General features: G+C 42.8%; 12 protein-coding genes and 1 riboswitch. Of the genes, 1 reads left to right on the top strand and 11 read right to left on the bottom strand.

Annotation, left to right across the window (positions count from 1 at the left end):
- Nucleotides 1-63: 63 nt before the first annotated feature.
- The 4 genes from mgtA to O3629_RS00680 form a co-directional block, all read right to left on the bottom strand.
- Complete coding sequence (mgtA, locus tag O3629_RS00665; RefSeq protein WP_049471749.1) at nucleotides 64-2,724, bottom strand: magnesium-translocating P-type ATPase; 2,661 nt, start codon at nucleotides 2,722-2,724, stop codon at nucleotides 64-66.
- 207 nt (nucleotides 2,725-2,931) lie between these two features.
- A riboswitch (M-box (ykoK) riboswitch) is annotated at nucleotides 2,932-3,089 on the bottom strand.
- 35 nt (nucleotides 3,090-3,124) lie between these two features.
- The gene (locus tag O3629_RS00670; RefSeq protein WP_201036728.1) at nucleotides 3,125-4,288 is read right to left on the bottom strand and encodes a MalY/PatB family protein; all 1,164 of its coding nucleotides are present in this window, start codon (nucleotides 4,286-4,288) and stop codon (nucleotides 3,125-3,127) included.
- 1 nt (nucleotide 4,289) lies between these two features.
- Nucleotides 4,290-5,387, bottom strand: coding sequence for a cystathionine gamma-synthase (locus tag O3629_RS00675; RefSeq protein ID WP_201036729.1), 1,098 nt, complete (start codon nucleotides 5,385-5,387; stop codon nucleotides 4,290-4,292).
- Nucleotides 5,388-5,526: 139 nt separating this feature from the next.
- Nucleotides 5,527-7,155: an oligosaccharide flippase family protein gene (locus O3629_RS00680; protein WP_371608552.1), complete on the bottom strand. Its 1,629-nt coding sequence runs from the start codon at nucleotides 7,153-7,155 to the stop codon at nucleotides 5,527-5,529.
- A gap of 87 nt (nucleotides 7,156-7,242) precedes the next feature.
- Here O3629_RS00680 and O3629_RS00685 point away from each other — a divergent pair, with 87 nt between their 5' ends.
- Entirely contained in the window at nucleotides 7,243-8,688 is a 1,446-nt protein-coding gene (locus O3629_RS00685; RefSeq protein WP_061591023.1) for a UDP-N-acetylmuramoyl-L-alanyl-D-glutamate--L-lysine ligase, read from the top strand.
- A 39-nt stretch (nucleotides 8,689-8,727) separates the two neighbouring features.
- Here O3629_RS00685 and O3629_RS00690 read toward each other — a convergent pair whose 3' ends face one another.
- From O3629_RS00690 to O3629_RS00720, 7 genes are all read right to left on the bottom strand, one after another.
- Nucleotides 8,728-9,378 carry a DUF1803 domain-containing protein gene (locus O3629_RS00690; protein WP_371608553.1) on the bottom strand — a complete coding sequence of 217 codons (651 nt, stop codon included), beginning with the start codon at nucleotides 9,376-9,378 and terminating at the stop codon, nucleotides 8,728-8,730.
- Between the two features lie 190 nt (nucleotides 9,379-9,568).
- Nucleotides 9,569-10,147 (bottom strand): TetR/AcrR family transcriptional regulator, encoded by a 579-nt coding sequence (locus O3629_RS00695; RefSeq protein WP_070506876.1) that lies wholly within the window; start codon nucleotides 10,145-10,147, stop codon nucleotides 9,569-9,571.
- On the bottom strand, nucleotides 10,147-10,848 hold the full coding sequence (locus O3629_RS00700; RefSeq protein WP_070506881.1) for an MBL fold metallo-hydrolase: 702 nt from the start codon (nucleotides 10,846-10,848) through the stop codon (nucleotides 10,147-10,149). Before O3629_RS00700 ends, O3629_RS00695 begins: the two co-directional genes overlap by 1 nt.
- 208 nt (nucleotides 10,849-11,056) lie before the next feature.
- Complete coding sequence (locus O3629_RS00705) at nucleotides 11,057-11,569, bottom strand: YiiX/YebB-like N1pC/P60 family cysteine hydrolase (RefSeq protein WP_070506884.1); 513 nt, start codon at nucleotides 11,567-11,569, stop codon at nucleotides 11,057-11,059.
- Between the two features lie 63 nt (nucleotides 11,570-11,632).
- Nucleotides 11,633-12,568, bottom strand: coding sequence for a manganese-dependent inorganic pyrophosphatase (locus tag O3629_RS00710; RefSeq protein WP_003005572.1), 936 nt, complete (start codon nucleotides 12,566-12,568; stop codon nucleotides 11,633-11,635).
- Between the two features lie 125 nt (nucleotides 12,569-12,693).
- Complete coding sequence (gene pflA / locus O3629_RS00715; protein WP_003005017.1) at nucleotides 12,694-13,488, bottom strand: pyruvate formate-lyase-activating protein; 795 nt, start codon at nucleotides 13,486-13,488, stop codon at nucleotides 12,694-12,696.
- Between the two features lie 214 nt (nucleotides 13,489-13,702).
- Nucleotides 13,703-16,015, bottom strand: coding sequence for an endonuclease/exonuclease/phosphatase family protein (locus tag O3629_RS00720; protein ID WP_155199938.1), 2,313 nt, complete (start codon nucleotides 16,013-16,015; stop codon nucleotides 13,703-13,705).
- Between the last annotated feature and the right edge of the window lie 41 nt (nucleotides 16,016-16,056).

Here is a 16,056-nt window from a genome sequence, read left to right on the forward strand (position 1 = left end):
CCAAAAAAAGAGAGCCCTTACACTTAATTTTTTAAGTTCGGACTCACTCTTTCTATCAATCAATTACAACCATTCTTTGTACTTCTTAATATAGATACGTTTGACAACCGTCACACTCAGCATATAAAGGACGATAATCGCAAACAATAGAACAAAGTACAATCCATTTAGTTGGCTCAACTTCAAGATAGAAGCCAAAGGACTATATGGAAGGGAGGTTACAAAGAAGGCTGCTGCTAGAGTCGTCACCACGACTGAGAAGGCTGGACGACTTTGGATAAATGGCAGTTTTGGTGAACGCAACATATGGATAACCATGGTTTGAGACCACATGGATTCGATAAACCATCCAGTTTGGAACACCATGATAAAGGCTGCTGCATCTGCTGCTCCATGGTTGTAGCCATGACCTAAAATCATAGGAACAACAAGGAAGTAAAGAAGCATGTAGGTAATAATATCAAATACAGATGAAATGGGACCAATCCAGGCCATAAAACGCATGATAGAGTTTGCTTCCCAGATACGAGGTTTCTTGAGAAATTCCTTGTCGACATTGTCAAAAGGAAGGGCGATACAAGAAAGATCATAGATAAGATTGAGCACAATCAAATGAACGGGAGCCATTGGAAGGAAAGGCAAAAAGATGCTGGCGAAGAGCAGAGAAAAGATGTTCCCGAAGTTAGAAGAGACCGTCATCTTGATGTACTTGGTCATATTGGCATAGACCTTGCGGCCTTCAACCAAACCTTTTTCAAGGACCATCAAGTCCTTATCCAGAAGGATGACATCTGCTGTTTCCTTGGCAATATCCACAGCGGTATCCACGGAGATCCCAACGTCTGAGACCTTCATGGATGGAGCATCGTTGATCCCATCTCCCATGTAACCAACCTTGTGGCCATTATTCTTGAGGCAGAGGATGATCCGCGCTTTTTGATCGGGTGATAGTTTGGCAAAGACCGTTGTTGTTTCCACAACTTGTGCTAACTCTTGGTCTGTCATCGTATCGATTTCGCTTCCCAAAAGAATCCGCTCGACATCTAGTCCTACTTTTTCACAGACAGCTTGGGTGACCTTTTCATTGTCCCCAGTTAAGATCTTGGTGGTTACCCCATATTCTGCAAGAGCTTTGATCGCTGGAGCTGCAGAAGGTTTTGGTGGATCAAGAAAGGCAAGGTAACCAGTTAGGATCATGTCTCGTTCATCTTCAACACTAAAGATGTCATTTTCGTCCAAATCGGTTTTGTAGCTAACACCCAAAACACGAAGTCCTTGTTCATTTAACTGAGCAACTTCAGCGAGGACCTCTTGACGAACTTCATCTGTCAGGCGTTTAATCTCACCTTTGTATTCAACATAAGTCGATACAGAAAGCATTTCTTCCAAGGCACCCTTGGTCACCATGCTGACCACACCGTCTTCGTCTTTGACAATGACACTCATGCGACGACGTTCAAAATCAAAGGGCAATTCATCAATCTTATGGAAGGTTTGATCCAGGTCGCGAACAATTTCATGTTTCTTGGCTTCTTTCTGGGTCCGATTGATAATCGCTCGGTCCATCAAATTTTTTAGCCCGGTTTGGAAATAGGAATTCAAGTAAGCCCGGCGAAGGACTGATAGATCCAACTCGCCATGGATATCAAGCGGATACTCCAAAACGATTTCATCTTGGGTCAAGGTTCCTGTCTTATCAGTACACAAAATATCGATAGCGCCGAGGTCTTGGATGGCATTGAGCTTTTTGATAACGACTTTTTCTTTTGCCATAATGATGGAGCCCTTAGCAAGACTCGCTGTAATAATCATCGGCAGCATTTCCGGAGTCAAACCAACCCCAACGCTGAGGGCAAAGACACCCGCTTCTAACCAGTCACCATCTGTGAGGCCATTGATCACAAAGACAATGGGCACCATCACTAACATGAGCCGAATCAAGAGCCAAGAGATGGTATTCATTTCTCTCTCAAATGAGGTTGGTTCGTCATAAGTGTTGATGGTTTGCTCAATAGCTCCCATCATGGTTTCATCTCCCACGACCAAGACCAAGGCTGTCGCCCGTCCGGAGATGACATTGGTCCCCATAAAGGCCAAACTTTCACTTTCCAAGAGACTATCTAGATTTTGACTGTCGGCTTTTCTGAGACAAACCTTTTCAACAGCATCACTTTCCCCCGTGAGACCAGATTGTTGGACAAAGAAGTCACGGGAATCAATCAAGACCACATCTGCTGGGATCATATCGCCGGCACTCAGTTTGATCACATCACCTACGACGATTTCATCGATCGGAATTTCTTGTTCCGATCCATCACGCAGAACGGTCGCTGTATTGACAATCATACGTGATAAGTTGCTAGCTGCTTTGTCGCTCCGCAATTCTTGAATGAAGCGGATACCACCAGAGATCAAGACCAAGGTCACAATGATGATGGAGGTCGTTGGATCCTGTTCACCTGGTTTTGCTAGCCAGACATTAGTAATGAAGGAAACCAGCGCAATGACCAACAAAATCACCGTAAAAGGATTGATGATCGATTCGTAGATCTTTTTGATCATGGAATCTTCTTGACCTTTTGTGATGACATTTTCGCCATAAATATCACGGTTTTCTTCTACTTGATCGTCAACCAAACCAAGGGCACTGGTTTTGTAGGTGGCAAAGGTGCTTTCAAGTGGTTCTTGAAGAGCCGCAATGAGTCTTTCTTTATTTGTTTGCATTAGTATCTCCTTTTTCAATCAGGAGCCAATCACTTTTGGAGTCCCTACGACACAAATCAGCGATTGGCTGGTTCGGTGCGGTTCGGGATGATCGTCGATTTGTATCATAGCTCTCTCCTTTCTCTTTTCTTGGTAAGGCATAAAAAAGAGTCCTACCCTCGATCGGTAGGACTCATGAAACTCGTCATTTATTTTTCAATCAAAACTCTCAAAAAACTGACCGTCCAAGCTTTAGCTCCACAAGGCAATGAAATGAACTTAGTCTTGACCTTTGCGATCAGAACTGTTGACCAACGAGTAGTGTCTCCACTGCTTTGCGGTAGTCATCCGTATCCTTGTGGTAGCCTCACCTACCGTATTTCGAGTATATTGTACTCCTTCACTTACAGAAAGTCAACACTTATTTGTGAAAAGTTTCCACCAAGCGTTTGGTGATTTCTTCAATGAGGGTGAAGGGAGCTGCCACATTGAGGCGGGCATGCAAGGTTCCTTCTTTTCCGAAATCTGTTCCACGGTTCAAAATCAATTTGGCTTGGTCATGGATTTTAGCATGCAGCTCATCATCGGTATAAGGATAGGCTGAAAAGTCCAACCAAAGAAGATAGGTTCCTTGGGGCTTCATGACACGGATTTTGGTCTTTTCATGCAATTCATCTACGACATAGTCAATGTGTTTTTCAAAGACTTGCTTGAGCTCTGTCAACCAAGGTTTACCATGGCGATAAGCCGCTTCTGTCGCAATATAGCCCAAGCCTGAGATTTCATGTTGGTTATTAGCCAATTGCCGTTGTTTAAAAGCCGTACGAAGCTTTGGATTTTCAATGACCACATAGGAATTTTTTGTTCCTGCAATATTGAAAGTCTTGGTTGCACTGGTTAAGATCAAACTGAAGTCTTTAAAGCTTGGATCAACCGTGTTAAAGCTGGTATGACGGTGGCCAAACAAGGCCAAATCTTGGTGGATCTCATCTGAAACGAGAAGGACACCATGTTTTTGACAGAGGTGGCCGATTTTTTCCAAGACTTCACGATCCCATACACGGCCTCCAGGGTTGTGCGGATTACACAAAACATAGAGTTTCACCTCTTGCTCCACAATGTCTTTTTCCAGCTGATCAAAATCAATTTGGAAAAGACCATCCTTTTCAACTAATGAATTTTCGATCAATTTTCGACGATTGAGTTTGACACTTCTGGCAAATGGAGGATAGACCGGCGTATTGATTAAGACAGCATCCCCTTCCTTAGTAAAGGCTTGAATAGCTGTTGAAATAGCCGGAACAACACCTTCGATAAAGACGACAGCTTCCTTGTCAAAGGAATAGCCATGCTCTTCTTTTTCCCAATCAAGGATAGACTGGTAGAGGCTATCCGATGCATAGGTGTAGCCATAGACCATTTGGTCTGCATAGCCGATCACCGCTTCTCGTACTTCTGGAATGACATTAAAATCCATGTCCGCGATCCAAGCTGGAATGATTTCTGGATCTGTCTCAGTTTCTTTCCACTTGTAGGTATGGTGGGTCAAGCGATTCGGTAAAGTCGTGAAATCATATTTGGTCATCTTAAGCCTCCAATGCTTGTTTCAAATCTTCAATCAAATCATCCGCATCTTCGATTCCGATGGACAACCGAAGAAGATCATCTGTCAAACCGTATGAATGGCGAACTTCTGCAGGAATGTCCGCATGGGTTTGAGTGGTAGGATAAGTGATCAAACTTTCAACTCCGCCAAGACTTTCAGCAAAGGTAAAGACTTGAAGGGAATTCAACAAGTTAGGAATTTTTTTCTCATCTTGAATTTTAAAGGAGACCATTCCACCTTTTCCGGTGTAGAGGACTTCTTTGACCTGAGGGGAGGTTTTCAAAAACTCGACCACCTTGCGAGCATTCTCTGTGGAGCGCTCCATCCGAATAGAAAGTGTCTTGAGACCACGGATCAACAGATAGCTGTCAAATGGGGAAAGAACAGCACCTGTCGTATTCAAGTTGTAAAAGAGTTTGTCATACAAGTCTGCCTCATTTGTCACGACAACACCAGCCAAGACATCGTTGTGACCAGCTAGGTACTTAGTTGCTGAATGAAGAACAATATCCGCTCCCTCTTCAATCGGACGTTGATAGATCGGGCTATAGAAGGTATTGTCCACCACGACTTTGGCACCTTTTGCATGGGCCAATTTAGCTAAATGAGCAATATCAAATTCCAACATCAATGGATTGGTTGGTGTTTCAATATAGAGGACATCCACCGGATCATTATCTAGATGGTGGATCAGTTCTTCTCCTGTATTGGCATAGGTGAAAGAGAAACGACCTTCTTGCTCTTGTTGGTTAAACCAGCGGAAAGAACCGCCATAAAGGTCACGAACGGCTAAGACTTTTGAACCAACAGGGAAAATGCTAAAAGCAAGCACGATGGCTGACATTCCAGAGCTTGTCGCCAAAGCATAGTCTGCACTTTCGATAGCCGCCAAAGTCTTCTCAGCTGTTGCGCGTGTTGGATTTTTCGTACGGGTATAGTCAAAACCTGTAGACTGACCAAATTCTGGGTGCTGGTAAGTCGTAGAGAAATGCAAAGGAGTCGTCAAAGCTCCCGTTGCTTGATCCGACTTGATTCCTGCCTGTGCCAAGATAGTATTGATATTGCGTTTTTTACTCATATTGCCCTCCGATAAACATTCAATCTAACTGCTTACTATTTTATCACTATTATGAGGAGAGCGGTTTTCCCATTTTCAAGACCTAGCTATAGTTTCAAACTATAAGAAAAGGCTGGGCACTTTTTACCCAACCTCTGATTTATTTAATCCGAAATTTTTGTCTGAGACGTGTAGCTTGACCTCCGATAAAGCGGTCAAAATACCGTAGCCATAATCCTAAGGCTCCATATATAGCAACTCCTAATCCGCCAATGACGACGATATAAATCATGCTCGATACACGGCCATTTGGTGGGAAAATCCAGCCCAAAATCAAACCAGCGATCAAGACTCCAAGTAGCATCACCACAGTCAGGATAGAACCAAGCAAGGTCCGCTTAAAGACGATGGTGCGATTAAACTGAGTGATGGTTTGGATCTCCCGATACATGAGAACGATTGGCACCATTAAGGCAATGGTCGTTGACAGAAGCGGCCCATAAGAACGAAAGACCAAAATAAATGGAATCTGTAGGACCAATTTCACCACTACCCCATAAAGGAAGTAGCGAATGGCCTTGCGATTTTGAAAGAGGGCTTGAATCATTGGCGATAAGACCGTGTAAAGACCGAGAATTACGGTCTGCAACATCGCTACGATGAAAAGTCCTAAGGCCAAGCCATCTGGTTGCCCGTAGAAAACCGTATAAAGTGGTTTTGCGACTGCTACTGCACCAAAGGTGGCTGGAAGCAAGAAAGCTAGCAACATGGTCAAGTTATCCTGTACGAGCTTTCCAGCCGCTTTTAGGTCCCCCTTGACATAATTCTCTGTCAACAGAGGAATCCCGACTCCTCCAATCGAAGTCGCTACCGCAATCAAGATCATGGTAATTTTGTTTGGATTAGCAGAGAAATAACTAAACATGACCATGAGCTGCTTTTGACTATAGTCTGTGAACCAAGACATGACATTGATAAAGGTCATCTGGTCAACAATTTGGAAGAGCTGAATCGCAGAACCAGTAATGATAAAAGGAATAGCTTCCCGAATCGTATCGATCAAGAGAGCCCGAGTGTCAATCCCTTCACTTCCCTCTTGCTTTCTAAAAATAGAAGAGAGCAAGCCTGTCTTTGCAAGGTAATAAAAGAGCACCAGAAGGCTCGCTCCCATACCAATAAAAGCCGCAAAGGTCGACTGCGTCACAGCCTGCACGTAATCACCTGAGCCAATCTTCATAATGAAGAAGGTCGTGAGCAACATCCAGATGACCCGGATCACTTGTTCTGCAATCTGGCTTATAGCGTAAGGCTTCATGTTGTTAAAACCTTGAAAAAATCCCCGAATGACACTCATCGAAGGAAAGATCAAGACAGCCCAAGAAAGGCTCTGCATGATCGGAATCAACTCTTTTCCCCCACCTGAAAGGCTAGCAAAGACAGGAGATAACAGATACATAAGAATGGCAAATCCTAGGCCTAAAATTCCCATGAATTTTAAGAAGCCCCGAATCAAAGCAAAGCTATGGTCGGCTTGGTCCCGGGTATTGTATTTGGCTACTTGCTTGGCAACAGCTACGGGTACCCCGGCTGTCGAAATCAAGAGAAACCAAGCATAGATATTGTAGCCCATTGTAAAAAGACCATTGGCTTGTGGACCATATTTTCCCATCCAAATATACCAAGGAATAATATAAGCGGCTCCTAGCAAACGGCTGATAAAGTTGCTGGCTGTCATCCAGGCAGTCCCGCGTAGCATCTGGGCTTGCTGGTCATTTTGTTCGTGACTCATTGGTGTCCTCTTTCGTTTCTTCTTCTCTTCATTATAAACTTTTCCATGACACTTGTAAAATAGGGACTTTAGGTTTACAATAGTTTTATGATTACAATTGAACAAACCCTCAACATTTTAAAACATGACCAAAATTTCCGAGAAATTCTAGTAAATGGTGAATATTACTACCATCTAGAAGGAACAAGTTTTGATGCTATTAGCTATGATAGCCGGAAGGTTTCTGCTAGCACCCTCTTTTTTGTCAAAGGGGCCAACTTCAAAAAAGAATACCTGGAACAGGCTATTTCTAATGGACTCGGCTTTTATGTCTCTGAAAAAGATTATGAAGTTGGTATTCCTGCCATCCTCGTCAATGATATCAAACAGGCCATGAGCTTAATTGCCATGGAGTTTTATGGGCACCCTGAGAAACAATTAAAACTATTGGCCTTCACAGGGACTAAGGGAAAGACAACCGCGGCCTATTTTGCTTACCATATTTTGGAACAAAGTCACCGACCAGCTATGCTGTCGACCATGAATACTACACTGGATGGTAAAAACTTCTTTAAATCGACCCTGACAACGCCAGAGAGCTTGGATCTTTTTGCCATGATGGCTGAGGCAGTAACGAATGATCGGACCCACCTTATTATGGAAGTCTCCAGTCAAGCTTATCTGGTGAAGCGGGTTTACGGTCTGACCTTTGACGTCGGTGTTTTTCTCAACATCAGTCCAGACCATATTGGACCGATTGAACACCCAACTTTTGAGGATTATTTCTACCACAAACGTCTCCTCATGAAGAATAGCCAAGCCGTAGTCATCAATAGCGATATGGATCATTTCCAAGTTTTAGCGGACCAAGTCGCGAACCAAGACCACGATTTTTATGGAAGCCAGTCTGAGAATCAAATTGAAAACTCCAAAGCTTTCAGCTTCTCAGCCACTGGTAAATTAGCTGGAAACTATGATATCCAACTGATTGGTCACTTCAACCAAGAAAATGCTGTAGCAGCAGGTCTTGCCTGTCTTCGTCTAGGTGCGAGCCTTGAGGATATTCAAAAAGGGATTGCTAAGACGCGCGTTCCTGGCCGAATGGAAGTCTTGACTCAGAAAAACGGCGCTAAGGTCTTCATCGACTACGCCCATAATGGAGATAGCTTAAAAAAACTGCTCTCAGTTGTCGAAACCCATCAAACGGGGACGATTTCACTGGTCCTTGGATCAACTGGGAATAAAGGAGAGAGCCGCCGCAAGGACTTTGGCTTACTCTTGGAAGACCATCCTGAGATCCAAGTCTTCCTCACAGCGGATGATCCCAACTATGAAGATCCTTTGGCTATCGCTGAAGAGATTAGTAGTTATATCACGCGACCTGTCGAAAAAATCGCAGATCGCGAGCAAGCCATTCAACTGGCTATGGCGACAACCAGCAAGCCTGAAGATGCCGTCATTATCGCTGGAAAAGGAGCAGACTGCTACCAAATCGTCAATGGCGTAAAAGAAGAGTATCCAGGTGACGCCGCCATCGCTGAACGTTATCTATAATCAAAAAAAACAAGGCTAGGAAGTTTTCCTAGCCTCTTTCTATTGTTTGATAAACATCAGTCTTTCCTTATCCAAGTCCACTGCTAATTCATATTTGCCTTCATCATTTTTGCGGATATAACCTAAGACTTCTAAACTATCGACAAAGATGTCCTTGCGCTTTTGCTGGACTTCTTCTTTTTTGAGAAATTTGAGCAAAAAGCTGGTCATATACTTAAGAGCATACTCAGGATTGACATCTCCCAAGATGGCATAGAGCTTTTCTTGATCCTCCGTCAATGGGTATTGGTGAGCTACCTTATAAAAGTAATTGGAAAGGGCCTGTGCATGTCGCGCAAAGTCCGTCTCCTCTATGAGAATCGCTGCATTGGTCGTGTTGCGGAGTTCCGTTTGGAAGACCTTGGCTTTTAATTCTTGATAAACTGCACTGTCCTCTCGAACAAAGACCTCCTGATCCAAGTCAACAAGATCAGCTGACTTCAAGAAGGGCAGGTTGAGGGTGTAGCGTTTATTTTCTCGAAGGATGAAGCCCGCTTTGATATACTCCTCCATCAGCTTATCCACTGGTTGATCTGGAAATTGGGCCTTGATTTGCCGCAGGATCACATCGTCATGCTGATCCAAAAAGTTGATCAAGTCCTTGAAAAATGGCTGACGTGTCAAACGTGTAGGATTAATGATTGTAATCATAAATAGGTCTCGTTTACTGTTTTATCGGTTCGTTCTTATTGTAACATAAAAATTAGTTTAAGCGAAATCAATACCAAAGGACAAAATCTTCAATTTATGGATAGGCAGGCAAGAGGGGAAAATAAGGCAATAAAAGAACTTAGTCTTTTCAATCCAAGTTTACTGTAGAAGCCCCATAAGTTATTCCAACTCATTTCATTTCTATTATTTTAAAAGAAATAAAATCAGTCAGTAGTTGCTTAATGCGTTCTGGACATTCTTCATTGTCCCTACTGTAGATACTCACTAAGCCATGTAAAAAAATAAAGATTCCACTACGAATATTTAGCGCTTCTGCATCAGATAAGTCTTTCGGTAAAAAGACATCAATAGCTTCTTCCAACAAACGATAACTTTTCATTCTCAATTGCATCAACGGTTGCGAACAATCGCCTGAATCTTCATGCTCTCCACGGTAAAAAATCAATAATTCATAAATATTACGTTCTCTAAACCCAAAATCCACGTATACTTGACAGATTTGAAGCAGACGTTCCTTATCATTCTGCTTGGAATGACTGATTTCTAAGCAAGTATGATAGAGATGAGTTAACGGTTTTTCCGCTACTGCATATAATATATCCTCTTTCTTTTTAAAATACTGATAAATAGCTGTATGTGAACATCCTGCAGCTTGAGCAATCTGCCTGATTCCTACTTTTTGCTGAGATTCTGTCCGGAAAAGTTCTTCGGCTGCCCTGATAATTCTAGATCTTGTATCCTTTGCCATTACAAACTCCCTTTAAACCCATCCGATGCCTCAAAATCTCGTACTGCATCTTTTACCTCACTACCATGACAAACACTAACAAGTGCCTGCGAATATCTCTTGATAATTCTTTCTCCACTAGCTAAAGCTTGTCTCATATCTGCTGTATATCCTTTCATTGGTGGACGCAACTTTCCATTTCTCGTAGCTGTAAAAAGGTCTCCAGCAATTAAAACTTGATCCTCTTCATGGTAATAAACAACATGACCAGGGGAATGACCAGGAGAAAATAGGGGTTTTAATCCTGCCCTACTTAACAAGTCTTGACCCTCTTGACTTTCAACAGTTATAAAAGTAACCGGGTCAAAAATGACTTTTTCTTTCTCTTTTCTATTAGGAAAAGGTTCTTTGCCTGAAATATAGGGGAATTCCTTCTCACTGATTAAAGTCGGGATGTTCCCAAAGTGCTGTCTAAGATAGGGCAAACCTTTGATATGATCTGGATGTCCATGGGTCAGAAAAATTGCTTCAATTTTTTGTGGGAGTAAAAACTGGGCAGCGTACTTCTCCATTCCTCGCATTCCCGTATCAATCACATAAAAGCGACCAGATGATTCAACTAGCCATATGCTGACAACAAAAATGCCCAATTCGGACTCAAACTTTTTTATATGTGGACTGATTTGTTTTGTACGTGTTAATAAACGATACAAGAAAGACATATTTACTTCCTCCTTTGATTTCCAGCAAAAACTAACCAGTGGTTAGTTTTTTTGTGAAGTATATCATATTTTATCTGTCTAAACAAGAAACATCCAGAGGATATTAGAAAAAAATACAACTTTTACAAGTTGTATTCGAACGTAGAACATATTTTTCTTTAGTTTGATGCAACTCTTATAAACTGTATCAAAGATTCAGATTGTTGTTTCATGAATCCAAATCATCCAAATACCTTTCTTTAAACTGTAGCTGTGGTGATTGGGCTAACTGACTCGGGTTGGTCCCGGGCTGATCTAAAGGAACCGCTAGACCAAGCTCTCTGTAGTAATCTTCCCAAAACGAACTAATCTCTTGTTCCTCATCTCCAAACTTCATGGGAATGGTTTCAAAAATAGGAAGTAGTTCAGCAATGAACTGGGAACAATAGAAACCAGCTCCATCTGGATAAAAGGAAGCATTGTAGGGAGCCCCTAAAAGGTTTTCTGCCCGCTTTTTGACCTCTGGACAATCAATCTGCGCATAGCGATAAAGGTCATAGACTTTTCCAGCTTCAAAGAAATCCTCAGGGGCTTGGGAAAGGACGCCACCTTCTACCGTGGCATGATAAATGAAACCGTCCAAAAAGATAGCCACATGGCTATAGTTGCCAGTAGATACCTGGATGGCCTGCCCCATTTCCGTATCTTCTCTCACAAAAATCAAATCGCCCGTCTCTAACATGATCTTCTCCTAGCAAAAAAGGAGCCGAAACTCCTTTTTAATAATGGGTTTCCCCATTTATCATTATGCATTAAAGCTTTCAGTCAATTGAGGAACCACTTGTTTCTTACGTGAAACGGCACCTGGAAGGAAAGCGTGGTTGTTTTCAAGTTTGAAGTTGAAGGCTGCTTCTACCTTGTCCATGTTGGCACCAAGAGCCAAGATTTCTGAGTTTGAGTTGACGATGTCTGTAATCATCAAAACAAAGTCAGAGTAGCCGTTAGCGGCATTGGCAGCTTGGATAGCTGCTTCGATTTCAGCTTGGCGTTCCAAAACTTCCGCAATATCAACTGTGTTCACTTGAGCCACACGAACGTTATTTCCGTTCAATTCAAAAGTCTTGGCATCGATGTCGATCAATTCTTCTGCTGATTTGCTTGCCAAGTTAGTACCAGCCTTGAGCATTGCAAGACCATATTCTTCCAAGTTGACACCAGCCAATTCAGCCAATTCTGGCGCAATCACTTTATCAGATGGGTGAGTTGTTGGAGATTTCAAAAGAAGAGTATCTGAAATCAAACCTGAAAGCATCAAACCTGCCAATTCTTTTGGCACTGCTACACCGTGTTCTTTGAACATGCGGTACACGATAGAAGATGCTGATCCAACTGGTTCCAAACGCATGTAAAGTGGGCTGGCAGTTTCGAAGTTAGCCACACGGTGGTGGTCCACTACACCATATACTTCTACTTCAGCAATATCTGATACTGATTGTTGGAATTCATTGTGGTCCGTCAAGATGACTTGCTCTGCACCTTCTGCTTTAGCTGATGTGATGACGCGTGGTGCTTCCACACCAAAATAGTCCAACACGAAAGCTGTTTCTTCATTTGGAGTTCCAAGGGCCACTGCTTCTGTATCCAAACCATAAGCTTCTTTTGCAAGATAAGCAAAAGCTACAGATGAGCCGATAGCATCTGAGTCAGGATTTTGGTGACCAAAAACGAGAATTTTTGACATGTTTCTACCTCTTTATTTCATTTATAGATTCACTCTATTTTAGCACGTTTTGCCATTTAAAGAAAGGGAATAGTTGTGCATTTCATCAGAAAAAGACAGCTGGAAGGCCCAACTGTCTATACTTTTTATCCTTTGACCCGTTTCAGGTAATCTTGGTAACTTTCTGTTTCCATCAAATCTTTTGCATTTTGGACCCGTTCTTTTGTCGGTGGTTTCACACCCTCCAATTTGTACGGAATTCCCAATTCACGCCATTTGAATTCCCCCATAGTATGGTAAGGAAGGATCTCAAATTTATCGACATTTTTAAGGGTTTTAACAAATTTTCCAAGCTCGATCAAATCATCATCCCGGTCTGTCAAACCTGGGACCAAAACGTGACGAATCCAGACTGGTTTTCCAATATCAGATAAATACTTGGCACAAGCTAAAATCGTTTTATTGGTATGGCTGGTCACAATTTTGTGTCGTTCATCATTGATTTCCTTGATATCAAGAAGCACCAAGTCTGTCACTGCCATCAAGCGGTCAAATTTTTCCAAATAACGAGGCGTATTCCGGAAAGGAAGAGCACAGGTATCCAAAGTACAATGAATGCCCAACTCTTGAGCCTTGGTAAAAAGTGCAATCAAAAAGTCAATCTGCAAGAGGGCTTCTCCTCCACTGACAGTGATTCCCCCTTTTTCGCCCCAAAATCCACGATAACGGAGGGCTTCTTCTAGGACATCATCCACTGTCCGTTCACGGGACTTGTTGGTTTCCATTGCCCAAGTATCTGGATTGTGGCAGTATTGACACCGCATTTGACACCCTTGAAGGAAGACAATAAAGCGGATCCCAGGCCCGTCTACTGCCCCAAAACTTTCTGTTGAGTGTACCATTCCTGTTACTTTTCCATAGTCAACTGTTTCATTTTCCATTGAGGAACCTCTTCTCTTGAAAACGTTTTATGATTTTATTATAACACGATTCCACCTATTTTAAAGAGTTTAAGCTTCTTTTTGAAAAGAAACTGTTCTTTTCAGTAGTTTTCATTGTCCTAGTACAGTTTCCAATATGGGACTATCTGTCCTGTATTTTAGGAGAAAAAAAGGAGCCAGCGACTCCTTTTTTAGATCTTTCTTATAAAACACGTCAGTGAGTCGTCTTTTTCTTCTTGTACCAAACAAGAATCATCGTAGCTACTGCCACTCCAAAAAGAGCTAGATAGCTTGTTTCTTGTCCAGTAGATGGAAGGATTTTCCGTTTACCTGGTGTCTTCGTTTCTGTTGCTGCCTCTTCCTTGTCGTCTTGCTTCTCATCTTCGTTCTTGCCCTTCTCTTTGCTTTCAGATGGTGAACTCTTTTGTTCATTGGCTTGAGCCTGATGAGGGACTAGTTGAGACCCTGTATTCGATGAAGAAGGGCTGGTTTGATCCGTTGGTTGTCCTGCATTTCCTTGTTGATCATCCGTCGGCGTTCCTGGAGTTTGTGCTCCACTAAAGTCGATTTGGACCAAGACAGGATCATGGTCTGATGCACGACCGTGTTCCTTCATAAAGGAAGCATTGATATGGACTGGTTCAAACCTTGCTTTGGCTGCCATGTTGTTTGAGATAAAAATGTTATCCAAAACTTGATTGCTTCCACGATAGAAATAGGAATAGCGATCTCCTGCATCATGTTGGGCCATTAAGTTGGTTAGTTCACTGCCCGCAAGGATCTGTGCCGTGGTTGAAAAATCGTAATCATTAAAATCACCCGTCAAAACAAAGGTGGTCTTCGGATTTTGCTTCAAGCCTTCTTGAACGAATTGATGGATGACACTAGCTTGTGCTTCACGAGTTGGCAAGGTATGTTCCACTGCTGGTTGGCTTGCCCCATAAATAGCATCATCTCCGATTTTTGATTTCAAGTGATTGGCAATCACCACAACTGGTTGACCTTTGAATTCAAATTCAACAGCTAAGGACTTGCGAGTATGATCAAACGATGGGTCATTAGGGGCAATCCGAGCTGGATTTTTAACCAGGTGTCCCTTGTCAAATTGCGCTGCCTCGTTGCTAGTTGCTGCCTCTTTTTTGGCTAAGGTTACGCGTTCTGGATTGTAGAGGATTCCCAAACGAATATTGGAACCAGGCTTTCCTCCGTCAGCGCCATCTACTGGAGCAACCTCCGTATACTCATAGCTCTTGCCACCCAATTCCTTGATCCGATTGGCTAGTTTGCGTCCACTTTCAACACCACTGGTCGTTCCGTCATCCACACTACCATTATTGTCCTGCACTTCAATCAAAGTAATGATGTCTGGATTGTGAATTTCATGGATAAAGGAATTGGCAATCAGCGTCACCTTATCCTCTGGGGTTTCATTTTTGGCATTGTTGGCCGAGAAATTTTCAATATTGTAGGAAGCGATGGTCAGCTTGTCCTCACTTGGTTGGGTTTGAGCTGCTTGACGCTGCAAACCACCATCTTGGACTGTCAACTGTTGAGTAGGTTCTAACTTATAAAAGCTATTCCGATACGTTACCACTCCTGTTACGTCTTCTGTAAAGTAATCCTTGGCTTTTGCGACAAATTGATTCCCAACATAAATCGGGATCGTCGCTGTATTTTGCGCATGTGGCCGTAGATTCAGACCCCCAATATTGTTTAAAGGAAGGCCTGTAAAATCTTCTCCCAATACATAGATATCTCCTTTGTACTGGGGACCAAGGACATGCGGTTTCTTCACCACCGTGAGCATTCCTTCCAAGCTTTCCCAATAATCGAGAGCATCAGTTTCTGGAGCATAAGCAGTCGGATTAGGCTTCACATCTGCTGGCATGCCCTCAGTGATATTCACAGCTTCTGGAAGAGGGGCTGTCCCATCTTTTGTGATCCAAGCATCGACCAGCATGGTCACCGTTAAACTATTCGTTGGTTCCTTAAAGGTTTTCCCAGCTCCCAAGGTAACCTCTTCCATATAGCCTTCCTTGACGGTACCAGTGATTTTAACCTTGTCACCGACCTTGACCTTGTATTTAGAAACTACATAAATCCCATCTGAAGTACGGCTATTGCCATCCGATTCAATATCTTGGGCATAAAAACCATAGCGGTCTGTTTTCGTCACCACTGCATTTTTGATAGCTACCTTTTGGCCTTCCAGTGGAGAGCGTTGTGATTCCCCTTGAATGTCCCCGATCTTAACCGTTTTCTCCTCAGTATCGTCTGAGGAACTGCTAGATGTCTCTTCTTTATCACTCGAAGCTCTCGTCGTAGCTTCTGTAGTTGTTGTTGTAGCAGAAGTCGAACTATTTGTCGAGTTTTCTTCGCTGCTAGTGTTCGTCACAAGCGCTGGCTCTGAAGTCGAAGCTGTGGTCTCGTCTGCAACTACCGTGAGGGTACTGCTAAAGACCCCCAACTGACTAGCCAATAAGGTGGCTACTCCCAGTAGGCGAATCTTTTTACCGTTTTTTCTCATGCGTTTCTCCATCCCTAAAAAGTTTTCCTCTTTTATTATAA

This window comes from Streptococcus sp. 27098_8_12 (assembly GCF_041432115.1).
Classification (GTDB): Bacteria; Bacillota; Bacilli; order Lactobacillales; family Streptococcaceae; genus Streptococcus; species Streptococcus parasanguinis_V.